Source organism: Streptomyces sp. NPDC101194, from assembly GCF_044767885.1.
Taxonomy (GTDB): Bacteria; Actinomycetota; Actinomycetes; order Streptomycetales; family Streptomycetaceae; genus Streptomyces.
Genome location: NZ_JBIWOS010000013.1, coordinates 1 through 26,607, shown reverse-complemented (window position 1 = coordinate 26,607; position 26,607 = coordinate 1). Strand labels below are relative to the sequence as shown.

General features: G+C 71.2%; 22 protein-coding genes and 2 riboswitches. Of the genes, 13 read left to right on the top strand and 9 right to left on the bottom strand.

Annotation, left to right across the window (positions count from 1 at the left end):
- Positions 1–91 precede the first annotated feature (91 nt).
- Entirely contained in the window at positions 92–424 is a 333-nt protein-coding gene (locus tag ACIRP2_RS34395) for a DUF6479 family protein (protein WP_404257289.1), read from the bottom strand.
- A gap of 395 nt (positions 425–819) precedes the next feature.
- Between ACIRP2_RS34395 and ACIRP2_RS34390 the strand changes: the two genes are divergently transcribed.
- The 7 genes from ACIRP2_RS34390 (at position 820) to ACIRP2_RS34360 (ending at position 9,675) form a co-directional block, all read left to right on the top strand.
- Positions 820–1,239: a hypothetical protein gene (locus ACIRP2_RS34390; RefSeq protein ID WP_404257287.1), complete on the top strand. Its 420-nt coding sequence runs from the start codon at positions 820–822 to the stop codon at positions 1,237–1,239.
- A gap of 65 nt (positions 1,240–1,304) precedes the next feature.
- Positions 1,305–1,871 (top strand): 2Fe-2S iron-sulfur cluster-binding protein, encoded by a 567-nt coding sequence (locus ACIRP2_RS34385; protein WP_404257285.1) that lies wholly within the window; start codon positions 1,305–1,307, stop codon positions 1,869–1,871.
- Positions 1,868–2,854 (top strand): FAD binding domain-containing protein, encoded by a 987-nt coding sequence (locus ACIRP2_RS34380; protein ID WP_404257283.1) that lies wholly within the window; start codon positions 1,868–1,870, stop codon positions 2,852–2,854. Before ACIRP2_RS34385 ends, ACIRP2_RS34380 begins: the two co-directional genes overlap by 4 nt.
- A gap of 39 nt (positions 2,855–2,893) precedes the next feature.
- A complete protein-coding gene (locus tag ACIRP2_RS34375; RefSeq protein ID WP_404257281.1) occupies positions 2,894–4,993 on the top strand; it encodes a xanthine dehydrogenase family protein molybdopterin-binding subunit in 2,100 nt (699 codons plus the stop codon).
- A 172-nt stretch (positions 4,994–5,165) separates the two neighbouring features.
- The gene (locus tag ACIRP2_RS34370) at positions 5,166–5,675 is read left to right on the top strand and encodes an ATP-binding protein (RefSeq protein ID WP_404257279.1); all 510 of its coding nucleotides are present in this window, start codon (positions 5,166–5,168) and stop codon (positions 5,673–5,675) included.
- Positions 5,676–5,853: 178 nt separating this feature from the next.
- Positions 5,854–7,278, top strand: coding sequence for an NADP-dependent succinic semialdehyde dehydrogenase (locus ACIRP2_RS34365; protein ID WP_404257277.1), 1,425 nt, complete (start codon positions 5,854–5,856; stop codon positions 7,276–7,278).
- 9 nt (positions 7,279–7,287) lie between these two features.
- Positions 7,288–9,675 (top strand): phosphoketolase, encoded by a 2,388-nt coding sequence (locus ACIRP2_RS34360; protein ID WP_404257275.1) that lies wholly within the window; start codon positions 7,288–7,290, stop codon positions 9,673–9,675.
- A 27-nt stretch (positions 9,676–9,702) separates the two neighbouring features.
- Here ACIRP2_RS34360 and ACIRP2_RS34355 read toward each other — a convergent pair whose 3' ends face one another.
- Positions 9,703–10,029: a plasmid stabilization protein gene (locus tag ACIRP2_RS34355; protein ID WP_404257273.1), complete on the bottom strand. Its 327-nt coding sequence runs from the start codon at positions 10,027–10,029 to the stop codon at positions 9,703–9,705.
- Between the two features lie 153 nt (positions 10,030–10,182).
- Positions 10,183–11,298, bottom strand: coding sequence for a chemotaxis protein (locus ACIRP2_RS34350; RefSeq protein WP_404257271.1), 1,116 nt, complete (start codon positions 11,296–11,298; stop codon positions 10,183–10,185).
- Between the two features lie 128 nt (positions 11,299–11,426).
- Between ACIRP2_RS34350 and ACIRP2_RS34345 the strand changes: the two genes are divergently transcribed.
- Complete coding sequence (locus tag ACIRP2_RS34345) at positions 11,427–11,879, top strand: DUF1269 domain-containing protein (RefSeq protein WP_404257269.1); 453 nt, start codon at positions 11,427–11,429, stop codon at positions 11,877–11,879.
- A gap of 39 nt (positions 11,880–11,918) precedes the next feature.
- On the top strand, positions 11,919–12,482 hold the full coding sequence (locus ACIRP2_RS34340; protein WP_404257267.1) for a hypothetical protein: 564 nt from the start codon (positions 11,919–11,921) through the stop codon (positions 12,480–12,482).
- 171 nt (positions 12,483–12,653) lie between these two features.
- Here ACIRP2_RS34340 and ACIRP2_RS34335 read toward each other — a convergent pair whose 3' ends face one another.
- On the bottom strand, positions 12,654–13,478 hold the full coding sequence (locus tag ACIRP2_RS34335; protein ID WP_404257265.1) for an endonuclease I family protein: 825 nt from the start codon (positions 13,476–13,478) through the stop codon (positions 12,654–12,656).
- 250 nt (positions 13,479–13,728) lie between these two features.
- On the opposite strand from ACIRP2_RS34335, the gene ACIRP2_RS34330 reads away from it, so the two are divergent.
- The 3 genes from ACIRP2_RS34330 to ACIRP2_RS34320 all read left to right on the top strand — a co-directional run bounded on the left by ACIRP2_RS34330 (position 13,729) and on the right by ACIRP2_RS34320 (position 16,437).
- The gene (locus tag ACIRP2_RS34330) at positions 13,729–13,929 is read left to right on the top strand and encodes a hypothetical protein (RefSeq protein ID WP_114242806.1); all 201 of its coding nucleotides are present in this window, start codon (positions 13,729–13,731) and stop codon (positions 13,927–13,929) included.
- A 69-nt stretch (positions 13,930–13,998) separates the two neighbouring features.
- Positions 13,999–15,156, top strand: a complete 1,158-nt coding sequence (locus tag ACIRP2_RS34325) for a methyltransferase (RefSeq protein WP_404257263.1) — start codon at positions 13,999–14,001, stop codon at positions 15,154–15,156.
- Between the two features lie 102 nt (positions 15,157–15,258).
- On the top strand, positions 15,259–16,437 hold the full coding sequence (locus ACIRP2_RS34320; RefSeq protein WP_404257261.1) for an acyl-CoA dehydrogenase family protein: 1,179 nt from the start codon (positions 15,259–15,261) through the stop codon (positions 16,435–16,437).
- 752 nt (positions 16,438–17,189) lie between these two features.
- On the opposite strand, the gene ACIRP2_RS34315 is transcribed toward ACIRP2_RS34320, so the two are convergent.
- Genes ACIRP2_RS34315 through ACIRP2_RS34295 form a run of 5 tightly spaced genes read right to left on the bottom strand, consistent with a single transcriptional unit; the run spans position 17,190 to position 24,444 of the window.
- Positions 17,190–18,077: an ECF transporter S component gene (locus ACIRP2_RS34315; protein ID WP_404257259.1), complete on the bottom strand. Its 888-nt coding sequence runs from the start codon at positions 18,075–18,077 to the stop codon at positions 17,190–17,192.
- Positions 18,074–19,726 (bottom strand): ABC transporter ATP-binding protein, encoded by a 1,653-nt coding sequence (locus tag ACIRP2_RS34310; RefSeq protein ID WP_404257257.1) that lies wholly within the window; start codon positions 19,724–19,726, stop codon positions 18,074–18,076. The genes ACIRP2_RS34315 and ACIRP2_RS34310 overlap by 4 nt, the downstream gene beginning before the upstream one ends.
- On the bottom strand, positions 19,723–20,910 hold the full coding sequence (locus ACIRP2_RS34305; protein ID WP_404257255.1) for an energy-coupling factor transporter transmembrane component T: 1,188 nt from the start codon (positions 20,908–20,910) through the stop codon (positions 19,723–19,725). The genes ACIRP2_RS34310 and ACIRP2_RS34305 overlap by 4 nt, the downstream gene beginning before the upstream one ends.
- A gap of 4 nt (positions 20,911–20,914) precedes the next feature.
- Positions 20,915–21,835, bottom strand: coding sequence for a hypothetical protein (locus tag ACIRP2_RS34300; protein ID WP_404257253.1), 921 nt, complete (start codon positions 21,833–21,835; stop codon positions 20,915–20,917).
- Entirely contained in the window at positions 21,832–24,444 is a 2,613-nt protein-coding gene (locus ACIRP2_RS34295) for a prenyltransferase/squalene oxidase repeat-containing protein (protein ID WP_404257251.1), read from the bottom strand. Before ACIRP2_RS34295 ends, ACIRP2_RS34300 begins: the two co-directional genes overlap by 4 nt.
- A gap of 142 nt (positions 24,445–24,586) precedes the next feature.
- Positions 24,587–24,727: riboswitch (cobalamin riboswitch) on the bottom strand.
- 72 nt (positions 24,728–24,799) lie between these two features.
- Positions 24,800–24,939: riboswitch (cobalamin riboswitch) on the top strand.
- A 96-nt stretch (positions 24,940–25,035) separates the two neighbouring features.
- On the opposite strand from ACIRP2_RS34295, the gene ACIRP2_RS34290 reads away from it, so the two are divergent.
- Positions 25,036–26,448 carry a hypothetical protein gene (locus tag ACIRP2_RS34290; protein ID WP_404257249.1) on the top strand — a complete coding sequence of 471 codons (1,413 nt, stop codon included), beginning with the start codon at positions 25,036–25,038 and terminating at the stop codon, positions 26,446–26,448.
- The last annotated feature ends 159 nt before the right edge of the window (positions 26,449–26,607 follow it).

Here is a 26,607-nt window from a genome sequence, read left to right as displayed (position 1 = left end):
CCCGCGTGTGCCGACGGCCGTCGGCACTCACCAGCCTCACCGCGGGGGGCCGCTCCCGCAACACGCGGCAGACGTCCGGGCCTCCGGCAGATCAGTCGCGCTGCTCGTCGCTGTCGCGATGGATGGGCTCGTTCCCGTGGTCGCCGAGCTCGTAGGGGGACAGGCCGCGTCCGTCGGGCGGGAAGCTGTCGTCGCCGTGGACGTCGCGCTGCTCGATGTGGCTGCGGTGGTCCGGCCGTGGCGGCTGCTCCTCGGGCCGGGGCGGCGGCAGTTCCTGGGCGCGACGCCGCCTGCCCAGCCACACGGCACCGATCAGCATGGCCACCAGTGCCACTCCGACGACGCCCATCACCGCCCCGGTCGCGCCCCGACCGTCGGCGAGGTCGAGGGCCAGTGAACCGAGGTCTCCGTTCGATACGTCCATGCCTCCCGGATACCCCGAGGCGGAGGCAGCACTCGGTATTGACCATGAATTCATATTTTAAGTGGATATAAAGCTAAAAGTGTTTTGGTTGCGCGAGGGCAGCTGACGTCGGCCATCCGGTCCGGCCTCCCGGCCGTCAGCCGACGGACGTCCTCGTGTCGCCGTCGACCGGTCGTGGGGCGAGCCTGGAGATGATCCTCTGAATCGCCGGAGGGAGGCCATGGGAGTGCCGAATCCGCGCGGTCGACGGCCGGTCCACCCGGCATTCGGCCCGTGATGTCCGGCTGAACGCGGGGCGTGCCGCGACATTTGCCCCCAGTGGGCGGTGGGACCGGTCCGCACCTGCGGTCCGCGGCGCGGGGATCGTCACACCATGCCGAGCGGAAGGAGCCGCGGTGAACAGCACCGAGGAGAGGCAGTCGGAGCAGGCCCTGCACGGTCAGGAGGTCACGGTCGTCATCAGCGGGTGCGACACGGGCGACGCGCGGATGGTCTTCGACGCGTTGAGGGCCGCATTCACCACCGATCGGGCATCGGTCGACGTACCGAGGAAACTCGCGGAGAGGCGCCCCACCGCATGGGTGGCGGCCGTCGATGTCAGCGAGGAGCGAGTGGTCTCGGGGCCGGTCTTGCTCGGCGCGCCCGTATCGGTCGACGTGCTGGGCGGCTACTGGGCGGTCGAACGACTCCGCAGGAGCCTGGCCCACGCCTTCGACGTCCGGGTCGTCGGGACGGTCTCCGGCGACCAGGAGGAGGAGGTGCGGCTGCGCCTGCGGAGCCGGTCGGCGGACCACGGCCCGACGACGGAGCAATGAAGCGGGAAGCCGTGATCCGTCTGGTAGAAAACGGATAAAAGGTCACCTCTGAAAGGTGCGAGTGAGTGGATCCCTCACACGGGCGGGACGGCGGTGCGCGACAGCCGGGAGCGACCGCAGACCGTTCCACCCTGACACTGCACATCAACGGAACCGAGCGGACCCTGACGCTCGATCACCGCACCACGGTCCTGGACGCCCTGCGCGAACACCTGGATCTCACCGGTGCGAAGAAGGGCTGCGACCACGGACAGTGCGGGGCGTGCACCGTCATCGTCGACGGGCGGCGCGCCAACAGCTGCCTGCTGCTCGCCGTCGCCCACGACGGCGCCCGCGTCACCACCGTCGAGGGCCTCGCCGACGGCGACCGCCTCCACCCCCTCCAGGAAGCCTTCGTGGACCGCGACGCCCTGCAGTGCGGATACTGCACACCCGGTCAGATCTGCTCGGCCGTCGGCATGCTCGGTGAGGCCGCGGACGGCTTCCCGTCCCACGTCACCGCGCGTACCGCCGCCGTATCCGCCCCCGCGTCGCTCGACGCCGCCGAGATCCGCGAGCGGATGAGCGGCAACCTCTGCCGCTGCGGTGCCTACCCCCGCATCGTCGAGGCGATCGAGGACGTGGCGCCGTGAAACCCTTCGCCTATCTCCGCGCCCGGTCCGCCGCCGAAGCGGTCCGTGAGAGCTCCGCCCAGCCCGGCACCGCGTTCCTCGCAGGCGGCACCAACCTCGTCGACCTGATGAAGCTCGGCGTCGAGACACCCGTGCTGCTCGTCGACATCAGCCGACTGCCCCTGGACCGGGTGACGGACGCCGACGACGGCGGCCTGCGCATCGGTGCCACCGTACGCAACAGCGACCTGGCCGCCCATCCCGCGGTTCGCACCCGCTACCCCGCCCTGTCGCAGGCACTGCTGTCGGGCGCCTCCGGGCAGCTCCGCAACACCGCCACGACCGGAGGCAATCTGCTGCAGCGCACCCGCTGCCCCTACTTCCAGGACACGGCGAAACCGTGCAACAAGCGGGAGCCCGGCAGCGGGTGCCCCGCCCGTGAAGGCGCCCACCGGGACCTCGCAGTGCTCGGTCACTCCGAGCACTGCGTCGCCACCCACCCGTCCGACATGGCCGTCGCCCTGTCCGCCCTCGACGCCACCTTCCAGTTGCGCGGACCGGACGGCGAACGGACCGTACCCGCCACCGGATTCCACCGGCTGCCGGGCGACACCCCCCAGCAGGACACAGAGATCCGGCCCGGTGAGCTCATCACCGAAGTGGTCCTGCCGCCGCGCCCGGACGGCGCCGGATCCCTCTACCGCAAGGCCCGCGACCGTGCCTCGTTCGCCTTCGCCCTCGCCTCCGTCGCCGCGGTGCTCAGCGTCCGCGACGGCCGGATCGAACACGCGGCGCTGGCCTTCGGCGGACTCGCCCACCGGCCCTGGCGCGCACATGCAGCGGAGGACGTGCTGCGGGGCGCGCCGGCCACCGACGAGACCTTCGCGCGGGCCGTGGACGCCGAACTCGCCGCGGCCCGGCCGCTGCGCGACAACGCCTTCAAGGTGGGCCTCGCCCGCAGTCTGGCCGTCGCCGCACTGGCCGAGCTCGCCGCCCACAGCTGAGCAACCGCAGACACGACCCGCAGACGTGAGGACCCCGTCATGAGCCAGGCCCCTCCACCACTGGGCACACCCGTCGTCCGCCGCGAGGGCCGGGACAAGGTCACGGGCACCGCCCGCTACGCCGCCGAACACACCCCCGAGGGCTGTCTGTACGGCTGGCCCGTCCCCGCCACGATCGCCCGCGGTCGCGTCGGCGCCGTCCACTCCGACGCGGCACTGGCCCTGCCAGGGGTGCGCGCCGTCCTCAGCCATGACAACGCGCCGGCGCTGAAACAGCCCGACGACCCGATCCTCGCCCTCTTCCAGGACGACCGGGTCCCGCACCGGGGCTGGCACATCGCACTCGTGGTGGCCGACACGCTCGAACACGCCCGCGCCGGAGCCGAGGCGCTGCGCATCGACTACGAGCCCACGGGGCACGATGTCGTGCTGACCGAGGACCACCCCGGCCTCTACACACCGGAGATCGTCAACGGGGACTACCCCGCCGTCCGTGAACGCGGCGATGCCGAACAGGCCTTCGTCACGGCGCCCGTGCAGGTCGATGCCACCTACACCGTCGGCGCCCTGCACAACCACCCCATGGAGCCGCACGCGGCGACCGCCCGGTGGACCGAGGACGGGCAACTGACCGTCCACGACTCGAGTCAGGGCTCCACCAGGGTCCGCGACAGTCTCGCCGCCGCGTTCGGACTCCGGCCGCAGCAGGTCACCGTGGTCTCCGAGCACGTCGGCGGCGGCTTCGGTTCCAAGGGCACCCCGCGCCCGCAGACCGTCCTCGCCGCTATGGCCGCGCGCCACACCGGACACCCCGTCAAGGTCGCCCTGCCCCGGCGCCAGCTGGCCGCCGTGGTCGGCCACCGTGCCCCCACCCTGCAGCGCGTCCGGCTGGGCGCCGAACTCGACGGCACCCTCACCTCGGTCGTCCACGAAGTCGTCACCCACACCTCCACCCTCAAGGAGTTCGTGGAGCAGGCAGCCGTGCCGACCCGCGTCATGTACGGATCGGGCCACAGCCGCACCGCCCACCGGGTGGCCGCCCTGGACGTGCCGAGTCCCTCCTGGATGCGCGCACCGGGCGAGGCCCCCGGCCTGTACGCGCTGGAATCCGCCATGGACGAACTCGCCGCGGCCCTCGGCATGGACCCCGTCGAACTGCGCCTGCGCAACGATCCGGTGCACGAGCCCGATTCCGGCCGCGCGTTCAGCAGCCGCGGCCTGGCGGCCTGCCTGGAGGAGGGAGCGGCTCGCTTCGGCTGGCACGACCGGGATCCGCGCCCCGCGGCCCGCGAGGAGGGGCCGCTGCTGCTCGGCACGGGGGTCGCCTCAGCCACCTACCCCGTGTACATCGGGGCCTCCAGCGCCTCGGCGCACGCGGCACCCGACGGCTCGTACCTCGTCCGGGTGAACGCCACCGACATCGGCACCGGCGCCCGCACCGTGCTCGCGCAGATCGCGGCCTCCGTGCTGGACACCCCGGTGGAGAACGTCCGGATCGACATCGGCAGCAGTGACCTGCCCGACGCGCCGCTGGCCGGAGGGTCCTCGGGCACGGCCTCCTGGGGTTGGTCCGTGCACAAGGCGGCCACCGCCCTCCTGCGGCAGCTGAGCGAGCGCACCGGCCCTCTTCCCGCCGAGGGGCTGACGGTCCTGGCGGACACCGAGGAGGAGACCTCCACGCAATCCCCTTACGCACGCCACGCGTTCGGAGCGCACTTCGCCGAAGTCGCCGTCGACTCCCGCACCGGAGAAGTGCGGGTGCGCCGGATGCTGGGTGTCTTCGCCGCCGGGCGCATCCTCAATTCCAGGACCGCGCGCTCCCAGTTCACCGGTGGAATGACGATGGGAATCGGCATGGCCCTGACCGAGGGCAGCACGATGGACCCCGTCTTCGGTGACTTCACCGAGAGCGATCTGGCCTCCTACCACGTGCCGGTCTGCGCCGACGTGCCGCAGATCGAGGTGCACTGGATCGATGAGGAGGATCCGCATCTCAACCCGATGGGCAGCAAGGGGATCGGTGAGATCGGCATCGTCGGCGCCGCGGCAGCCGTCGGCAACGCCGTCCGGCATGCCACCGGCGTCCGGCTGCGCAACCTTCCGCTCACCCCGGACACTCTGTTGCCGTATCTGCTCTGACCTGGATCGATTCGCCTGAATGGTCGGACCGTCCTGTCCTGTGTTGCGCAACCGGCTCTGCGGGGTCACTCTGTGGAGTGACCTATCAGTGACATTCGCTCACTCTTCGTGTTCGGGGGGCGTTGGTTCAATGAGGCGAAGTCAGTGGGCCTCGATGTGAGGAGCCTCGACGATGACCGTTCAACTCGACCGGCACTATCTGGTCGAACTCCAGGTTTCGGCAGAGCGTGTTTCCCAACTGCGGCGAATAATCGCCGCGCACCTCCGCCACTGGAGTCTCGAACTTCACATCCGGCCGGTGTGCCGGGGTGTGGAGGAGCTGCTGACCAATGTCCACCGGCATGTCGGTGACGACAACGATTGCGTCGTCGAACTCCGCTGGTCCGGCCGGCATCTCACGGTCTCCGTCGCCGACAACGGCTCCGGGATGCCGCGACTGCTCAGCACCGGCGGCGGTGGCCTCAGCCGTGTGATGGCGCTGAGCGACAGCTGGGGGACCTGCCGCACCGCCGAGGGCAAAGTGGTCTGGTTCACCCGGTACGCGAAGGAGCCGCGCACCGTCGACCTGGTGCCGTCGGCGCCGCTGCCCGGCGTGGGCGAGTTCCGTCGTCCGCCCGTCGCGGTTCCCGACGTCGTCCCGGAGACCACGGCGGCGTCCGGCGCCGCGCCCGCTCTCGTCTGAAGCGGGCCACCGGGACCGGTACCGCCGGCCTTCGCGCCCGCTGAACGCTCCCGGCGTGGACGGCGTGCCCAACGCACGCATGGTCCGCGCCGGTCGGGCATCCGCCCGGCAGGGCCCGCGTTGCGGCACGACGCAGGGCGCGGCACGGTCGAAGTACCGAGGCAAGGAGACCACTGTCATGCCCATCGCGACGGTCAACCCCGCGAACGGCGAGACCCTCAGAACGTTCGACGCGCTGGGAGCGGCGGAGATCGAGCAGAAGCTCGCCGCCGCAGACGCCGCGTTCCGGCAGTACCGCACCACCGGATTCGACGAACGGGCCCGGCTGCTGAACCTGGCCGCCGGACTGCTCGACGACGACCAGCAGGACATCGCGCGCACCATGACCACCGAAATGGGCAAACCCGTCAAGGCGGCCCGCGCGGAGGCCGCCAAGTGCGCGAAGGCGATGCGCTGGTACGCGGACCACGCCGAGGAACTCCTCGCGGACGAACATCCCTCCGATGCCGATGTGCGGGACTCCGGCGCCTCCCGGGCCTATGTCCACTACCGCCCACTGGGCGCCGTCCTCGCCGTGATGCCGTGGAACTTTCCGCTCTGGCAGGTCGTGCGGTTCGCCGCCCCGGCACTGATGGCCGGGAACGTCGGGCTGCTCAAGCACGCGTCCAACGTCCCACAGACGGCGATCTACCTGGAGTTCCTGTTCCGCCGTGCGGGGTTCCCGGAGGGATGCTTCCAGACCCTGCTGGTGGGATCCGGAGCGGTCGAGTCGATCCTGCGCGACCCCCGGGTCGCGGCCGCCACCCTCACCGGCAGCGAGCCGGCCGGCCGCTCGGTCGCGGCGATCGCGGGCGACGAGGTGAAACACACCGTCCTGGAACTGGGCGGCAGCGACCCGTATCTCGTCCTGCCGTCTGCGGACGTCGCCAGGGCCGCCCGCACGGCCGTGACCGCCCGGGTGCAGAACAACGGCCAGTCCTGCATCGCCGCCAAACGGTTCATCGTGCACACGGAGGTGTTCGACGAGTTCGCCGAACGATTCACCGTGGGCATGCGTGATCTGACCGTCGGCGATCCGCTGCGGGAATCCACCGACGTCGGCCCCCTCTCCAGCGAGCAGGGGCGCGCCGACCTGGAGGAACTGGTCGACGACGCGGTACGGCAGGGTGCGCACGTGCTGTGCGGGGGCGGCCGGCCCGGTGGCCTGGGCCCGGAGCTGGAGCGCGGCTGGTTCTACGCCCCCACCGTCCTGACCGGGATCACGCCCGCGATGCGCATCCACCGCGAGGAGACGTTCGGCCCCGTCGCCACGCTCTACCGGGCCGAAGGACTCGACGAAGCCGTGGCGCTCGCCAACGACAGTCCCTTCGGCCTCAGCTCCAACGTATGGACCCGCGACGCCGACGAGGCCCGCCGCTGCGTACGCGATCTGCAGGCGGGCGGAGTCTTCTTCAACGGCATGACCGCGTCCCATCCCGCACTGCCCTTCGGCGGCGTGAAGCGCTCCGGCTACGGACGTGAACTCGCCGGGCACGGCATCCGCGAATTCTGCAACGCGACCACCGTCTGGTACGGCCCCGAGCCTGCCGGCGCCTCGTCCTAGGAGACGTACATGAGCCACGCCGCCCATCCGCCGGCGACGCCCAGCCCCTCCGACGAAGAGATCGCCGCACTCGACGCCCACTGGCGGGCCGCGAACTACCTGACCGTCGGGCAGATCTACCTCATGGCCAACCCGCTCCTGAGCGCGCCGCTCGCCCGGGAGCACATCAAGCCCCGTCTGCTCGGCCACTGGGGCACCTCGCCCGGCCTCAATCTGGTCCACACCCATCTCAACCGCGTCATCAAGGCCCGCGGCATCGACGGGCTGTGCGTCTGGGGTCCCGGACACGGCGGCCCCGCGGTCCTCGCCAACTCCTGGCTGGAGGGGAGCTATTCGGAGACGTACCCCGATGTCGGCCGGGACGCCCACGGGATGGAGCTGCTGTTCAAGCAGTTCTCCTTCCCCGGCGGGGTGCCCAGTCACGTGGCGCCGGAGACCCCGGGCTCCATCCACGAGGGCGGCGAACTCGGCTACGCCCTCACCCATGCCTACGGTGCCGCTCTCGACCACCCGGACCTGCTCGTCACCTGTGTCATCGGCGACGGCGAGGCCGAGACCGGGCCGCTCGCCGCGTCCTGGCACTCCAACAAGTTCCTCGACCCGGTGCACGACGGAGCCGTCCTCCCGATCCTCCATCTCAACGGCTACAAGATCGCCAACCCGACGGTGCTCGCCCGCCTCCCGGAGCCGGAACTCGACGCCCTGCTGCGCGGTTACGGGCACGATCCCCTGTACGTCGGCGGCGACGACCCCCTCACCGTCCACCGGGCGATGGCCGCCGCGATGGACCGCGCCGTCGATCGCGTCCGGGAACTCCAGGCCGCGGCCCGGACCGGCGGTACCACCGAGCGCCCGCACTGGCCGATGATCGTGCTGCGCACTCCCAAGGGCTGGACCGGCCCGGCCGAGGTCGACGGCGTGCCCGTCGAAGGAACCTGGCGGGCCCACCAGGTCCCGTTGCCCGGTGTCCGGGACAGCCCCGGTCATCTGCGGCAGTTGGAGGCGTGGATGCGCTCCTACCGGCCGGACGAACTCTTCGACACGGCGGGTCGTCCCCGCCCGCAGGTGCTCGCCTGCGTGCCAGAGGGCCCGGCCCGGCTCGGCGCGAGCCCGTATGCCAACGGCGGTCTGCTCCTGCGGGAGCTGCCCATCCCTCCGCTGGAGGACCACGCGGTCGAGGTCGCCAAGCCGGGGACGGTGCTGCATGAGCCGACCCGGGTGCTGGGCGGCCTGCTGGAGGCCGTCATGGCGGCCACCGCCGAGCGCCGAGACTTCCGGGTCATGGGCCCCGACGAAACCGCCTCGAACCGGCTCGACGCCTTGTACGCGGCCACCGGCAAGGCGTGGCAGGAGCGGACCCTGCCCACCGACGAGCACCTCTCCCGCGACGGACGCGTCATGGAGGTCCTCTCCGAGCACCTGTGCCAGGGCTGGCTGGAGGGATATCTCCTCACCGGCCGGCACGGACTCTTCTCCTGCTACGAGGCGTTCGCCCATATCGTCGACTCGATGGTCAACCAGCACATCAAGTGGCTCAGGACCTCCCGCCGGCTTGCCTGGCGCCGCCCCATCGCGTCGCTCAACTACCTGCTCACCTCGCACGTCTGGCGCCAGGACCACAACGGGTTCTCCCATCAGGACCCCGGATTCGTCGACCACGTCCTCAACAAGAGCCCCGAGGTCGTCCGCGTCTATCTGCCGCCGGACGCCAACACCCTGCTCTCCGTCGCCGACCATGTGCTGCGCAGCCGCGACTACGTCAACGTGGTCGTGGCCGGCAAACAGCCGAGCTTCGACTGGCTGACCCTCGACGAGGCCCGCGCGCACTGCGCCCGCGGCGTCGGCGTCTGGGAGTGGGCGGGCACGGAGGACGGCAGCCGCGAACCCGACGTGGTGCTGGCCTGCGCCGGTGACGTGCCCACACTGGAGACGCTGGCGGCAGCCGATCTGCTCCGCCGGCATCTGCCGGAACTGGCGGTGCGGGTGGTCAACGTGGTCGACATGACACGGCTGCTGCCCCACGAGGCGCACCCGCACGGGATGGCGGACTCCGAGTACGACGCGGTGTTCACCAGGAACTCCCCGGTGATCTTCGCGTACCACGGCTACCCGTGGCTGATCCATCGCCTGGCCTACCGGCGGGCGGGTCATGCCCATCTGCATGTGCGGGGCTACAAGGAGGAGGGCACCACCACCACGCCCTTCGACATGGTGGTCCGCAACGATCTGGACCGCTACCGACTGGTCATGGATGTCATCGACCGGGTGCCCGGCCTGGGTGTCCGTGCCGCGGCCGTGCGCCAGGCCATGGCGGATGTCCGCACCCGCCACCATGCCTGGATCCGTGAACACGGCACGGACCTGCCCGAGGTGGCCGGCTGGACCTGGAGCGGCTGACGCCGCCCCGGTCCTGACGCTGTGGGCTCAGCCGCGGCCGACCGCGCGCGCGAGTTGGGCCTTCGTCATGTTCGAGCGTCCGTGGACGTTCTTCCTTTTCGCCTCTTCGTAGAGCTGGTCGCGGGTCGGTCCACCGGATCCGCCGTGGGAGCGCAGACCGCCGCGCCGTGCTGACGACATGTCCTCGACGGAGGTACGGCTCGCGGTTCTCGATTCGCCTGCGCGGGCACGCTCCTTGTTGACCGTACGGGCCGCGATCTCCTCCGCCCGGTCCTCGCTGACCCCTCGCTCCTGCGCGCTCTCCTTGATGTGTTCGTACTGTCGTTCCCGTTTGGCATGGGTTCCACGTGGCATGGTGCGGTCACTCCTCTCGTCAGGACTTCTCCCGGGGCCCGGAGGCTCGTGCCGGGACGCGATCGGGGCCTTCTCCAGTCTCCCAGCGGCCCCTGGGGCCCGCACGCCTGTCGCGGTGGCGGACAGGGCGTGCGGCGTGCGGTCGCGGCCCGCTCAGTAACGCAGGGCCGCCGCGATCCCCCCGTGCTCCGCCAGCGACCCGTCCGCGAGGAAGACCACGTCGGCGCCGCTGTCCAGGGCCGTCTCGACGAGCTCGTCCACGATGTCCTCGCGGACCGAGCTGTCCGTGAGGTCCGCGGCTTCACCGCTCACGGGTTCGAGGTGCTCGTCGCTCACCCGCACGGTCCGCTGGAAGTGTTCCTCCACGGCGACCAGTCCTGCGCGGCCCTCCCGTGCCGCCGCCCACACCTCGTCGAGACCACCGGCGAAGGCGCGGCGACCGCGCGCCTCGTCCAGCAAGCCGTCGATCTCCGCCGAGAACCTCTGCTGATGATGATCGAGCGCGGGCCGCAGTTCCTTGAGCAGGCCGCTCGGCGTCGTGTCGGCCGGTACGCCCTTGGTGACGCGGCCCACGGCCGCCCCGGCGCTCTCCCCGACCTCGTCCAGGAGGGCGAGCGCGGGAGCGAGGCCGACCAGATACAACGGGCGGGGGTCGGCGGCCAGCACCGCGCGCAGTCTCTCGTCGACGGCGCGAAGGAAGGTGCGCGTCTCCTCGTCGCTGAAGGTGCTCGGAGTGTCTCCGATCCGCTCCTCGCGCTGCGGGTCGGGTGCCTCCCGCGGTGCCGTCAGCGGGAACCCTCCGGTCTCCTCCTCGTGCATGACGTCCGCCGTGCCGCTCCACAGCGCGGCGTGCTCGGCGGAGACGGTGAGCGCCCAGTACGGCTGGGCCTGGGCCTTCGCGGCAACGAGGTTCCGGGTCAGATAGGTGTCGCTGAGCACCACCCGATCGGGCGCGGTGCGGGGGAGCTGCCAGATGTGGTGCTCGTCGGCGGTCACGAGGAGCACCAGGGAGTCCAGGGCCCGGCGGGGGTCCACCTCCGCGACCGCCCGGTCGAGCTGCTCCTGGATGGCGCTTCGGGCCTCGCGGGTGACCGCCGGGTCCGCTGCCAGCCGGTTGCCGGCCTCGGCCACCAGGTTGCGCAGCCGAACGGCGTCCTGGGCGTTGTCCGGAGCGCGGCGGTGCGTCGGCATGGTCAGGGACAGGGCTGGATAGGGCTTGGTCGCCCGAAGCTCCTTCAACCGGCCGGCGGTCAGGGCATCCGCATCCATCGTTCTCTCCCAGGGGCTTGGCTCCGCTTGTCCGCTCCCGAGTGGAGCGGGTGCATTCAACGAGTCAATTCATACCTTTTCAACCTAATATGAGCGAGTTGTCTCCCATGGGTCAGAGGAGGTGCGCGATGTCCACACTCACCGTGTGGAAGTTCCCGTCGGCCGAGGGTGCCGAGCGCGTGGAGACGACACTCAAGTCCCTCCAGAACGAGGGGCTGATCAAGATCCTCGACGCGGCCGTGGTCACCTGGCCCGCCGATCGGTCGAAGTCCGGGACCAAGCAGTTGATCAACCTCGTCGGTGCCGGGGCACTGAGCGGCAAGCCGGCCGACATCGGCATCGACGACGACTTCATCGCGGAGGTCAAGGAGAAGGCGACGCCCGGGACTTCGGCCCTCTTTCTGCTGACCGTGAACGAGGCGCCCGACCGGATCGGTGCGGCGCTGCCCGATGGAGGCGCCGAACTGCTGCACAGCAACCTGGACACGCGGAGCGAGGCGCGGCTGCGCGAGATCTTCGGCGAGGACGCGACCCGACCGTCCGGCCCGGCGACCCGGGCCTCCGTATCGCGCCTGCCCTGACCCCATCTCCCCATGTCCTTACGAGCAGACGGAGCGTCCGTGATTGCGACCAGACCCCTGCGGCACGCCCCCGGCGGCCGCGCAGCCCGTAGCCTGGCCCTCGCCGCGCTGGCCGCGGTGATCATCTCCGGTACCACCGCCTGCGGTGGCTCCGGCACGACTTCGCCCGGCGTGGCCAGGAGCACCCGCACGATGTCCCCGGAACCCTCCCCGACCCCCTCCGCCAGCGCCAGTCAGCGCTCCCAGCAGGAGTTCGCCGCCTCGGTCTCCGCGGCTGCCGAGCGCAACCGGCAGAGGGCCGTCAAGCAGCTCGAAGGCGTCCGGGGGACGGGCAATGCGGTCCAGGACGTCTCCGTGACGGGGCTGGCGGTCGAGAAGTCCGAGCAGTTCCGCAGCGCCCTCGTCCGGGTCACCAACCGGACGGACAAGGCCGCCTTCTACGCCGTCAAGGTGGAGTTCGTCGATGCGTCCGGGAAGGTGCTCGACACGGTCGTGCTCGGCTTGGACGTTCCGCCCGGCCGGACCGTCAGCGAGCACGCGAACAGCCGCAAGGCGGCGGGTGTCAAGACGTTTCCCCGGATCGCCCAGGCCGAGCGCAGCTGACGGCCGGGCCCGCGACACGTCCTGCCCTCGGCCCATCCCGTCCCACTCCCCGGTGTCGGAGAGCGGGACGGGATGGGCGGCCTTCGGTGCCCCGCCTGCCATGAGGAGGCCGCGGCCCGGTGCGCGAGCGGCACGGCCGGCCGGAACAGCGAAGGGGTTGGTCGGGTCCGTCTACCAGATGGACGCGACCCACTCCGGGTGGTCGATGAACGGGTTCCGGTTGTGCTGGTACTGGTTGAATATGACGTCGTTGCGCCGCTTCTCGAAGCTGTCCGGCGGGTCCTGCAGGCTCCACGCCTTCAGTACCGAGAGGCGGCCGATGTTCGGTGCGGAACCGTTGGACACCTTGTCGTTGGGTTCGAGGTCGGGGAAGGCGTCGTCGCCCTCGTAGCGCACCGCCATGTAGAGGATCATGCGGGCCACGTCGCCCTTGACCGCGTCGCGCGGTTCGAAGGAGTCGCTGTCGGTGTAGTTGCCCGGTGCGCCGCTGACCGCGCTGCCGCCGTTGTCGAAGTCCTTGTTGCCGCGTATGGAGTTGACGGTGACGTCCTCCGCGCGCAGGTGGTGGATGTCCGTGCCGGGGCCGGTGGCGGTGCCGAAGTCGCCGTGGGACTTGGCCCAGACGTGCTCGCGGTTCCACTGGCCGACCGAGCCGCCGTTGTTGCTCTTGGGAGTGGAGCGCCCGGAGTAGAGGAGGACCACGTTCGAGGGGTTGGAGGGGTCCTCGTCCGTGTTCTTGAGGGCGTCCCAGACCTGGCTGTAGGAGATCTTGGTCTGGCTGCTGATGATCGTGTGCAGCGCACTCTTGAGCGCGGTTCCGGACTTGCCGACCGCGTTCTGGTAGTAGGTGTCGTCGAGGGTGCTGAGCGGTGTCGCTGCGACCGGTGCGGCCTGAGGTGTGGCGGCCGGCGCGGCGGCGGCGGTGCCGGCGAGTACCGCAATCGCGGCGAGGGTCGCCAGCAGAGGGCGCCGGTAGGGAACGAGACGACGGGACATGTGGGGTGTCCTCTCCGAAAATGCGGGCACCACGACGCCGCCGCGAGGTGGGAGGCGGCGCCGCGGTGGTCGTGTGGTACTGGGTCAGCGGGAGCCTTCCACACGCACCGTGACCATGGTGTGAACGCCGTGTACTTATCATGTGCAGGTCAAGTGAGGGCTCTCCCTGCGGCGCCGGGAGCGGGGTGGGGCCCTCGGATGCGGCGGGCCGGACGCGGGGCGAGAATGACCGAAAGGACGAGGAGGCGGCATGAGCGACGAGCCCGAATCCGTATCCGCAGCTCGGGGCGTGACCCCCGACAGCCTCTTGCACACCGGCGGGAGCGACAATCCGTCCGCAGAGGACCTGGTCCTCGCCTCCGGGCGGGACCTGACTCCGAAGAATCTTCAGTGGGCCGAGCGCAGGCTCGCCCGGGAGGGGCGGTCGGCGATCGACAAGGCGCTGCCCTGACGTGTGACCCGGTGGCCGGCGCGGGGAGCGTGTGGGCGCTCCCCGTGGCTCGGCTAGCCTGGGTGGACAATGAACCGTTTGACGACGTCAGGGGCCGGGTACGACCTCGCCCGCTTCCCCGAGGACCCGCGCGACCCCTTCCGTGCCTGGGACGCTGCCGATGAGTACCTGCTGCGGCGGCTGGAGGGGACCGAGGAGTGGGATCCGGTCGACCTGACCGGCTCCGTGGTCGTGGTGGGTGACCGCTGGGGGGCCCTGAGCACCGTTCTGGCCGGGCACCGTCCCGTGCAGATCACCGACTCCTACCTGGCGCAGCGCGCGACCCTGGCGAACCTGGACCGCAACGGTGCGGCCGCCGATTCGGTACGCCTCCTGTCGGCCAGGGACACGCCGCCGGACCGTGTCGACGTCCTGCTGGTACGTGTGCCGAAGAGCCTTGCGCTCCTGGAGGACCAGCTGCACCGGCTCGCGCCGGCCGTCCACGCGGGCACCGTGGTCATCGGCACCGGCATGGTCAAGGAGATCCACACCTCCACCCTCAGGCTCTTCGAGCGGATCATCGGCCCGACCCGCACCTCTCTGGCGGTCAGGAAGGCGCGTCTCGTCTTCTGTACTCCGGACCCGGATCTGTCCCGTACGCCCAGCCCCTGGCCGTACCGCTACGACCTGCCCGAAGACGTCGGCCCGGTCTCCGGCCGGACGGTCACCAACCACGCCGGGATCTTCTGCGCCGAGCGTCTGGACATCGGCACCCGTTTCTTCCTCGGCCATCTCCCCGAGCGCAGCGGCCCCGACCGGGTCGTCGACCTCGGCTGCGGGAACGGCGTCGTCGGGCTGTCCGCGGCGCTCGCCAACCCCGAAGCGACCGTGACCTTCATCGACGAGTCGTACCAGGCGGTCGCCTCCGCCGAGGAGACCTTCCGGGCCAACACCGGTCCGGACGCCAAGGCCGACTTCGTGGTCGGCGACGGGCTGACGCGATTGCCGCCCGACGGTGTCGACCTGGTGCTCAACAATCCACCGTTCCACTCACACCAGGCCACCACCGACGCCACGGCCCGCACCATGTTCCATGGGGCGCGCACCGCACTGCGGCCGGGCGGTGAGCTGTGGGTCGTCGGCAACCGGCACCTCGGCTACCACACCCAGCTGCGCCGCATCTTCGGCAACTGCACCACGGTCGCGGGTGACCCCAAGTTCGTCGTGCTGCGCGCCGTCAAGCGCTGACGTCCGCCCGGAGCGTTCCGGCCCTTCCGGATTCTTGCAACACGTTCTACTGTGTGCGCCGCCGCACACAGGCGACGCGAACGCGAGACTCCTGGAGGGGCCGTGCACCTCGAATACACGCCTGAACAGCAGCAGTTGCGCGCCGAGCTGCGTACGTACTTCGCCGGTCTGGTCCCCGACAACGCCTACGCGCGTTACGCCGACCCGGCCGCCCAGAAGAGCTTCTACCGGGAGACGATCCGGCGCCTGGGCACCGACGGCTGGCTCGGCGTGGGCTGGCCCGAGGAGTACGGCGGCCGGGGCCTGTCGCCGATGGAGCAGTTCATCTTCTTCGACGAGGCCGCCCAGGCGGGCGTACCGCTGCCGCTGATGGCCCTCAACACCGTCGGTCCCACGATCATGCAGTTCGGCACCGACGAGCAGAAGGCGTACTTCCTGCCGAAGATCCTCTCGGGCGAGATCGACTTCGCGATCGGCTACAGCGAACCCGACGCCGGCACCGACCTCGCCGCGCTCAAGACCCGCGCCGTGCGCGACGGCGACGACTACGTGGTGAACGGGCAGAAGATCTGGACGACCAACGGAGACACCGCCGACTGGGTCTGGCTCGCCGTCCGCACCGACGTCGACGCCCCGCCGCACAAGGGCATCACCATGCTGCTCGTCCCGACCACGGACCCCGGCTACTCCTGCACCCTGATCAACACCCTCGCCTCGCACGACACCACCGCCAGCTACTACGAGAACGTCCGCGTCCCGGTCTCCCACCGCGTCGGCGCCCAGAACAAGGGCTGGCGCCTCATCACCAACCAGCTCAACCACGAACGCGTCACCCTCGCCGCCCACGGCACCATGGCCATCCGCGCCCTCCACGACGTCCAGCGCTGGGCGGCGGACACGAAGCTGGCCGACGGCCGCCGCGTCATCGACCTCGGCTGGGTCCGCGCGCTCCTCGCCCGTACCCACACCAGGCTCGACGCCATGAAACTCCTCAACTGGCAGATGGTGTCGGCGGTCCAGAACGGAACCCTCACCCCGCAGGACGCCTCCGCCGTCAAGGTCTACGGCTCGGAGGCACGTCGCGACGCCTATGCCTGGCTGATGCAGGTCGTCGGCTCGGCGGGACCGCTGAAGGAGGGGTCGGCGGGCACCGTGCTCCACGGCGAACTCGAACGCGGCTACCGGTCGGCCGTCATCTTCACCTTCGGTGGCGGAAACAACGAGATCCAGCGGGAGATCATCTCGTGGATCGGGCTGGGGATGCCGCGCGTACGGCGGTGAGGGGCGTGCGACCGCAGATTTTAGTTGTCACTTACCGGGGCTAAGGGCTGTCCCGTGATCCCTGGCCGGCGCGCGACGACGGCTACGGCACCTCGCCGCGTTGTCGGAACATCCGCATACATCCAGTATGCGGACGTCCCTCCGCCTTGCGATGCACCGCATCCGACGCTGCGCGCTGATCGTTTGGCACCTCTGCGGTTTGCCGGAGTGCGCAGCTGATTGATCGATGCGACCTGGGACTGGGTGCTGTGGCCGCTCTCTCGGAGCGAACCGAGGAGGGGGCTGTGGAGGTGGCCCCCTTGGGTGACTTCGGCCCAGATGAGGACGGCCGCTGCGTCGTTGCTGGGAGATGTCGCTCGCTGGTGAAAGCGGCCCATCCCGTCGGAGAGTTCACGCCAGTGAGCATCCGGCAGTCGCCAGTGTTGGAGTTTCTTCCGGCGGTGTTGGTAGTCGATGCGTGGAGTGCCGTAATCCAGCTGGCGTGCCAGGTCCTTCAGGGAGTTTTCCAGGAGGGGCCAGAGGTGATGCGGTGTGAGTTTCGCGTTGAGTGTTCTGAGGGAGTGTTGGGCGGTGCTCCAGGGGATGCCGAGTCTCCGCGCGCACTCCGACGCGCGGACGATGGCGAGGACCGGCTCGTGTCCCGCATCGCGCCCGTGGGACAGCAGATCGAGAGCCCCGAGTAGAGAAGCGCAGGGCGGCGGGCGGGCGCGTGGACGGGGCCGATGCGGTTCGGCCAAGGGGGGCCCATTCGTTCAGGCGGTTCGTGAAGCCGGACCGGTCGGCGTACCTGGTCCGTCCGGTGCCTTCTTGCCTGGGGCCCCTTCCACCGTCCTACGGGGGTTGAAGCGGATGGGGGCCTGGAAGCGGGCCTTACGGGCTGCGCGGCGGAAGACCGTGAGGACGGCCGGGCCGGCCAGGCAGATGCAGATGAAGTTGGTGACGGCGCGGCCGGTGTCCCAGCCGAGGGAAGTGGCCAGGTCGAAGGCCAGGTAGCGCTGGAACTGCTCGGTGAAGGGCAGGCCGGGCAGGTAGGCGATCGAGCTGTTCGGGTCGAGGGAGAAGGGCCAGAAGGAGAGGTTCAGGAGGAAGCCGAAGAGGTAGCCGGAGAGCGAACCGTAGACGGCGAGGAGAGCGACCTCCTTGCGCCCGATGGCCTTGGGGAGGAAGCCGGCGAGCATGCCGACGAAGGCGCACCCGAACATCTGGTACGGCATCCAGGGCCCGACCCCGCCGGTGATGAGCGCGGAGGCGAAGAGGGAAGTGCAGCCGAGGGTGAAGCCGAAGCCCGGGCCGTAGACCCGGCCGGCCAGGACGAGGATGAAGAACACCGTCTCGATGCCCGCCGTGCCCGCGCCGAGGGGGCGGATGGCGGCGTTGACGGCCGACAGGACACCCAGCATGGCCAGGGCCTTGGAGTTGATGCCGCCTTCGGCGATCTCGGAGATCACCACGCACAGGACGACCACGAGAAGGACGCCGAAGATGAGGGGTGGGGCGTAGTTCGAGCCGAACGTGCCCGGGGCGACGAGGAAGGGCCAGAAGAAGGCGACGACACCGAGGAAGCCCGCCATGGCGATGACGATCCCAGCGCGGGCGTTGATCCGGATGGCGACGGCGCGTGCGGTGGCGGCGGTGGTCATGAGTGCGGGTCCGTCCCGTCGTCGGGGAGGGCGCCGGTCACCTGGGCGACCGTGAGATAGGGGAGCGGAGCGAGGATCTTCGCGGTCTGCGGGGCGAAGACGGGTGAGGCGACGATGACTTCGGTGGTGGGACCGTCGGCGACGATGTCGCCCTCGGCCATGACGACGACCCGGTCGGCGGCGCGGGCGACGAACTCCACGTCGTGGGTGGAGATCACGACGGCGCGGCCTTCCGCGGCGAGGTGGTCGACGATGCGGACGAGTTCGCTCTTGGCGCGGTAGTCCAGGCCGCGGGTGGGTTCGTCAAGGAGCAGGACGCGTGGGGCGGCCGCGAGCTGGATGGCCAGGACCAGGGCGAGCTTCTGGCCTTCGGAGAGGTCGCGGGGGTGGGTGGTGTCGGGGATGCCTGGGGCGAGCCGGTCGAGGATGGCGCGCGCCCTGTCGCCGGTGGCCCCCGACTCGGTGTCGGCCTGGTCGAGTTCCTGCTTGACCGATTCGAGGTAGAGGAGGTCGGTGGGGGTCTGAGGGACCAGGCCGACCAGCCGCCGGGCCTCGGCGGCCGAGAGCTTCTTCGGGTCCTTGGGATTCGTGCCGCCGTCGGCGGGCGTGACGGCCACTGTGCCGGCCTTGCGCGGTCCGGAGCCCTGGAGCGCCCAGAGGAGCGAGGACTTGCCGGAGCCGTTACGGCCCATGAGCGCGGTGATCTCCCCACCCCGCAGGTCGAGGTCGACCTCCCGTACGGCCGGCACGCCGTGGTAGGTCACCGTGACGCCGCGGGCGGTGAGCAGCTGCGGGAGGTCGGTCTCCGGAGCGGGTCGTACGGGCGGGGGAGTGCGGTCGGCCAGCCGGGTACGCAGGGGCACGGCGGTGCGGCGGGCGTCGCGGATGGAGAGCGGGAGCGGGGCCCAGCCGGCGGCGCGGCCCAACTCCACGATGGGCGGTGCGATCGAAGACGTACGGAAGATCTCCGCAGGCGGGCCGGACACCACGCGGCCGTCCCCGGGGAGGTGGATGACCCGGTCGGCGTACTGGACGACGCGCTCCAGGCGGTGTTCGGCGAGGAGGACGGTGACGCCGAGGTCGTGGACGAGGCGGGTGACCGCGGCCAGGACCTCTTCGGCGGCGGTGGGGTCGAGGGCGGAGGTGGGCTCGTCCAGGACGAGGATGCGGGGGTGGGCGGTGAGGACGGAGCCGATGGCCACGCGTTGCTGTTGGCCGCCGGAGAGTTCGTGCAGGGAGCGGTGGCGCAGGTCGGCGAGGCCGAGGAGGTCGAGGGTCTCCTCGACGCGCTTGCGCATCGTGGCGGGCGGGACAGCCAGTTGCTCCATGGCGTAGGCGAGTTCCTCCTCGACGGTGTCGGTGACGAAGCCGTCGAGCGGGTCCTGTCCCACCACGCCCACCACGTCGGCGAGTTCGCGGGGCGGGTGGTCGGCGGTGTCGCGGCCGTCGACGGTGACCCGGCCGTAGAGGGTGCCGCCGGTGAAGTGCGGGACGAGTCCGTTGACGGCGCCGAGGAGGGTGGACTTGCCGACGCCGGTGTGGCCGACGACCAGACAGAGCTCGCCTTCGTCCACGGTGAGGTCCATATCGCGCAGGACCGGCTCGGCCGTGTCCTCGTACTGGACGGTGACCTGGTCGAAGGTGATCACTTGGGTTCCTCGGTGCGCTGGGCGGGGACGGTGGGCCGGGCAGCCGGAGCCGGCGGTGGTGCCAGGAACCCGGCGGTCCCTGCCAGGAGGATGGCCGCGGCCGGAACCAGGGGCAGGGTCGGCCAGCTGAGCGGATAGATGGAGGGGTTGAGCTCGGCGGCGTTGAAGCCGACGTTGGCGAAGAGGAGGACGGCGGAGAGGACCCCGCAGCCGGCAACGGCCCATTCGGCGAAGTGCCAGGGGTCGGGCCGGTAGGTGGTCCGGGTGATGCGGCGGCCGCCGAGGCGGAGCCCGGCGAAGCACAGCAGCGCGCCCGCGCCCATGGCGGGGAGGCCGAGCAGCTTGGGGGCGGTGGCGTCGAGGAGTCCGTAGGCCCCGGTGCACAGGCCGCACATGCCGAGCAGCATGAGGGCGCCGGTGGCCCGGCGGGAGCGGCGGGTGGCGGTACCGGCCCGGCCGTAGCCGCGCGAGTCCATGGCCGCGGCCAGGCGCAGGGAGCGTTCCAGGGCGTCTTCGAGGACGGGGACGATGATGCCGCGCAGGGCGCGCAGGCCCGTGGAGCGGCCGGCCCGCAGCCGTTTGGCCCGGTGTACGCGTTGCACGCTCTGTACGAGTTGGGGTGCGACGCTGAGGGAGACGGTGACGGCGACGCCCAGTTCGTAGAGGGCTCCGGGCAGGACGCGCAGGGCCCGTTTGGGGTTGGCGAGGGTGTTGGCGGCGCCGATGCAGCAGAGCATGCAGGCCAGGCGCAGCCCGTCCGTCGCTGCGGAGAGCAGCGCCTCCAGGGAGACGGGGCCGCCGAGTTGGATACCGGCGTACCAGTCGGGCGTGGGGATGTGAGGGAGGGAGAACAGGAAGTGGTCGCGGGGGGTGATGCCGGTGGCGAAGACCGCGCGGAACAGAACGCGGATGGTGACCACGGTGAGGGCCAGGTACAGGTAGTACTTGAAGCCGCGGGCCCAGGGGGCCTCGGTGCGGCGCATGGTGATGACGTAGCCGAGGACCGCAAGGACGAGGAAGAGCAGCAGCGGGTTGTTGGTGCGGCTGACGGCGGTGGCCAGGGCCAGAGCCCAGATCCACCAGGCGACCGGATGCAGGGTGCGGGGCAGACGGCGGCCGCCCGCGTCCGGCGCCGGGCCGGACGCGGGCGGCTTCACCGGTGCCGCGGGGAGGGCAGGTGCCACGCGGCTACTCCGTACGGCGGCGGCGCTTGGCGGCGAACACGGCGGCGGCGCCGATCAGCAGCACCAGCGCTCCGGTGGCGACGGCGGGCAGGTACGAGCCCACGTCGTGCTTCGCGTCCGCGGCGGGGGCCGCCTCGACGACCTGGGGGCTGGGGGCCGGCGCCGCTGCCGCGGGGGCACTGGCCGACGGGGTCGGGGTGATGCTCTCGGAGGGGCTCGCCGAGGGAGAGGGGCTCTCCGGGGCCGTGGCGCTCGGCGGCGGTGTCGTCGCCGGAGCGGCCGGGGGCGGGTTCTCGGGCTTGGGCCCGGTGTTGACGTTCGGAGGGAGCGGCTTGGCGGTGCGGGTGTCCTGGGGTGTGGGTCCGCCGGTGGGCTTGGTGTTCTTGGCGCGCAGCTGGTCGGGGGTGACGGTGGGCCTGCCCTCGGTGCCCTCGATGTTCGTTCCACCGAAGATCCACAGGTCGACGCTGCCGGGCTTGGGCTTGTAGAGCATGGCGCCGAGCTGGCTGTACTGCCAGGTGTTCTGCCCGGGGTCGGCGTGCCAGTACGACCAGTAGGCGGAGGCGGGCGGGGTCAGGACGCAGTCGTCCTGCTGCGGCGTCGGGAACTGCTTGCCGCCCTGGTGGCCGCTGTAGCCGATCCGGCAGATGAAGGCGGGGCCGTCGTGGCCCGTACCCGTAGTGGCCCAGCCGCCCTGGTTGAGGAGCTCGTAGCCGGTGGTCGGGGTGGTACCACAGGAGCGGTAGACGGGACCGCCCCAGTGGCTGAAGTCCACCGCGAGCACGACCCCCGAGGAGGTGGTGCACTGGCCCATCGGCTGCGGCGCGGCCCCGGCCGGGGCCGCGGTGGCGGCGAGCGCCGCCGCCGCCAGCCCCATCGCGGCGGCCGTTCGCGCCAGCGCCCGCATAAAGCGGTTGTGGCTCATGCCTCGCTCCCCGGCGTCACGCGGCGGCGCTTCGCGGCGCGGGTGAGGCTCCAGCCGCCGAGGGTCAGGACCAGAGCCGCGGCGGCGAGGGCGCCGACCTGGGCTCCGGTGGAGGCGAGCGGACCACCGGCCGACCCGGAGCGAGAGCCGCCCGCAGAGCCGGTGCCGCCGCCGTTCTCGCCCGGCGTCACGATGACGGGCGAGCCGTTGCCGCCGGACGTGCCGCCCGAGGTGCCTCCGGACGTGCTGGGGATCGGCTCAGGGGTGGTGCCGGTCAGGTCGCGGGTCAGGACGCCGAAGGAGATGCCGGTGGTGCCGCCGACGGCCTGGGCGGAGGCGCGCAGGTCGGAGCCGGTCTGGCCGCCCTTGGCGACGTTGAAGCCGCCGTCCTCCTTCTGCTGGGTCGCGAGCCAGGCCAGTGCCTTGTCGACCGCCGCCTGGGAGTCTGCGTCGGGGAGGAGGTCCACGGTCATGGCGGCCATGGCGGTGGAGTCCACTTCGGGGCCGCTGGGCTCGCCGATGAGGCTGACCCAGGCGCCCGAGGGGGTCTGCAGGCTCTTGAGGTAGGCGGCAGGCTCGGCCGCGGCGGTCTTCTCGCCGGCGCGGAGCTGGGCCATGACGCCGAGGGACTGCTTGAAGACGGAGGTGGCGTAGGCGTAGTTGCCCTTGGCCGCGCATTCCTGCAGGGTCGAGGTCTTCGCCTGGCAGGTGATCTCGGAGAGGGCGGCGATCAAGTCCTGGCCGCCGAAGTTCCGGGGGTCGCGGCCCACGGCCTCGGCGAGCACGGCCGCCTTGCCGATGGAGCCGCCGTTCGCGTACTTCGTGCCGACGAGGGTCCACTCGTGGATCCCGCGCTTCTGCCCGTCCTTGCCGCCCTTGTCCATGAAGTCGACGATGCGGCGCAGGGCGGCGTTGCCCTCGCCGGTGGCGGCGAGGGCGTACGCGCCGTCGATGGTCAGGCCGTAGTCGGCGAAGCCGGTGCCGGGCTGGCTCTCGTAGAACCGCCCCTGGACCAGCCGGGACGGGGCCGTCAGGTACGCGACACCCTTCTTCGCGTCGGGCCCCTCACCGGCCGGCGGTGTGGTCGGGGGGTCGGTCGGGGTCGGCGGTTCGACCGGCTTGGCGGTCAGGGCGGCGAGATCGCCGCCGGCGCCCGCGAGCGCGGCCGTCGCCGTGGGGTACAGGCGGGAATCCGTGTCGTCCTCGGCGAAGCCGAACCCGCCTGACGGGAGCTGGCGCTGGGAGAGCCAGGAGACTCCCGCGTCCGCGAACGCCTCGTCACCGAGGGCGCGCAGCGCCTGGGCGGCCCAGGCGGTGGCTGCCGGGTTGCCGGTCGTCTCGTAGTAGACGGCGGGCCAGGCGCCGGTCGCCAGCTGGGACCTCTTGAGGTAGCCACGGGCCTTCTGGAGCACCGCCTCGTGGCCTCCGGCCCGTTCAAGGGCCAGGGCGATCAGGCCGGTGGCGCCCGCCTCGCTCTCACATCCCGGGCTGCCGGGCCGGATGAGGACACTGGTGAACCCGCCGTCCTCGCACTGGAGGACGGTCAGCCGGGCCACGGAACCTGCCGGGGGCGTCATACCGGCGTTGACGAGGGCGATGACGGCCATGGCCTGGGCGTCGGCCTGGCCGGTAGTACGGAAGTCGCCCTTGGTGAAGCAGCCCTTGATCGTCTCGCCGTCGCCGATGTCGCGGGGGCAGGCATACTTCACGAGGTCGCCGAGCAGGTCGTGCCCGCCGAACGCGCGGGGATCCTTGCCGGTGGCCTCGGCGACGAGGGCGAGGCGGGCCGCGGCGGTGGCGTCGGGGATCCCGTCCTTGCCGGCCGGGTAGGCGTACGCGTCGGTCTGCACGGGCGTGGCGAGGAAGTCGGCGATCTTCTTCGCCACCGGGCTCTTGCGGTCGGCCGCCGCGAGGGCGAACACCGCTTCTGTGGTGAGGAAGTGGTTCGGGGTGGTGGAGCCCTCGTCGACGACGCGCTCGCCGTCCGTCAGCGTGCCGGTGACCCAGCGGGTGGTCGCGGGCACGTCGACCCGACCGGCCGGAACCTTGGGCGGAGACGTCGGAACGGTGGGGTCGGGGGTGGTGAAACCGCGAACGTCGTCCGGAGTGAAGGACGGCTTGCCCTTCGTGCCGGCGATGTCGGTGCCGCCGTAGACCCAGGCCTCCACGTCGCCGGGCTTCGGGTGCCGGGCCATGGCCCCCTGCTGGCTGTAGGACCACTTCCGCTGCCCGGGCGAGGCGGTCCAGTACGACCAGTAGGCCGTCGCCTGCGGCGTGAGGACGCAGCTCTCCTTGTCGGGCGTGGGGTACTGCGTACCGGTGCCCTTGCCGATGCGGCAGATGAAGGCGGGGCCGTCGTGGACGGTGCCCTCCATGGTGAACCCGGCTGTCTGCAGCAGTTCGTAGCCAGTGGTGGGGGTGGTGTCGCAGCCCTTCTCCACCTTGCCGCCGAAGGGGCCGAAGTCCACGGCGACGAGGGCGCCGCTGGTGGCTGTGCACTGCTCGATCGGATCGGCCGATGCGGGCGCCGTCCCGCCCGCGAAGGTCACGCCCGCGGCGAAGGTCAGCAGCGCCGCAGATGTGAGCGACAACAGTCCCTTGTGCCCCATGCGTTGCTTTGATTGCTGTGCGGTCCCCACCACGGCCCCTCGTGTCGGCCGGGCGGACCAGCGCGTGGCAAAAGAGCTCCCGCAGCGGGAAGGGCCGCGGGGAAGCCGTTTCGAACCACGCCGTAGTCCGCGACGGCGTTTCTCGCTGCAAAAACCTGGCCCCAGGCATTCCGACTCGCCCGGGACGGTGCCGGGCCTACGGTTGCGGGTCAGCGCCGGATTCCGACCGGCTTCCCCTGGAGCTGAGTGCTTATCAGTCGGAGTGGACCACGCGGAGAAAGACACCGTCAAGGTGGTCTGTGTCTCAGATGACAGGCTCAGGTCCCGCTCGATCGAGACCGCTCTCGACAGCTGGCGGACCCTTGAACACTCGGGTAGCGTCCTGGGCTGCCACATGGGGGAACCTGGTGCGAATCCGGGGCTGACGCGCAGCGGTGTGGGACGGCAGGGGGCCGTCACCGAGCCCGAATGCCCATCTGGTGATGCAAATCCCAAGCCGTACCACGCGTTCGGACGGCCGCCACTGTGCTCCGGGCCGCCCGCCCGCACGAGCCTCGGTCAGGTCGGCGTCCCTCATTCCAGGAGCAGGCCATGTCCCGTCCCCGCACCTCCCGCCGCCTCACGCTCGCGGTGCCCGCCGCGCTCGGAGCCCTCGCCCTCACCGCGCTGCCGGCCTTCGCGACCTCGTCGCCCGCGCAGATCGCCACGTCCAAGACCAATGGTGTGACCTATCTCAAGTCCCTTCAGGCCGCGGACGGTTCGTACGCGGGCAGCGGACTGTCCAACGAGTGGGCGTTCACCACCTTCGCGGCCGCCGGAACCGCCGTGGTGGACGTCTACCCCGGCGGCGACACCACGAAGAACGCGCGCGCCGTCTACCGCAACCTGCTCTCGACGGCGGGCTGGCCGCAGGCCTCCCCGGTGGCCACCGACTACGAGCGCGGCACCCTCAACGCCTACGCCGCCGGTATCGACCCGGCCCGCGTCTCCGCCTCGCGCAACCTCATCGCGCACGTCTACTCCTACTGGCAGACGGCCGAGGCGGGCTACTTCGGCCCGTCCGGAAACTTCAACGGCACCGTCTTCGCCGCCCTCGCGCTGGGCGGCGCCAAGACCCAGGGCGGCACGAACCGCGTTCCGCAGGCGCTGACCGACTCCATGGTCACCCGCATCCGCGCCAACCAGCACGTCGACGGAGGCTGGACCTACCAGAAGGGCGAGGGCAACCCCACCGTTCTGAATTCCACGAGCGACGTCGACATGACCGGCGCCGCCATGGCCGCGCTCTGCGTCTCCGGCGTCTCGAACACCGACGCCGACGTCGTCCAGGCGAAGAACTTCCTCAAGAGCACCCTCGTCTCCCCCAGCGGCGCGTTCAACTCCCTCTACGGGGTCAACACCAGTTCCAACGGCTGGGGCGTCGCGGGCCTCAACGCCTGTGGTTTCAACCCCCAGACCGGCGACTTCCTCACCGGCAGCGGCAAGACGCCGATCGACTTCCTGATAGCCAACCAGTACAACCCGGCGGGGGGCTTCAAGTACAAGCCCTCCGACACCGCGCCGACCGCCTACGCCTCCATCGACGCCCTGCGCGCCGTCGCAGGCGGCGGATTCACCGCTGCCCCGCCCGTCCCGGTCACCCCCGGAGCCCCGCAGTGGGTGGCCCAGTCCACCTTCACCGCCGGGACGGCCACGAAGCTCGCGCTGACCGTCGACGACGGCGCGGGCAACCTCAAGGTCTGCTCGGTGTCCTTCACGCCGACCGGGACGACCACCACCCTCGGTGACGTCCTCAACGCCGCGGTGACCTCCGCGGCCCCGTCCGGATGCGTCAGCAGCGTCGCGCCGTCCTCCGGCACCGGCACGATCACGGCGGTCAACGGCAAGGCCAACAGCGGCTCCAACACCTGGAAGGTCAGCGTCGACGGCTCCTCCTTCGCGGGTGCGGCCCGCGACAAGGTCATCAATGTGGGCGACACGATCGCCCTGCGGTGGGGTGCCTGATCATCAGATACCGGTGCGGGGTGGGGGGGGGGGGGGCGCCCCCCCCCCCCCCCCCCCCCCCGCGGGGGGGGGGGGGGGGGGCGGCCCGCGGGGGGGGGGGGGCGGCCCCCCCCCCCCCCCCCCCCCCGGCGGCAGGGGGGGGCGCGCCGGGCGCCGGGC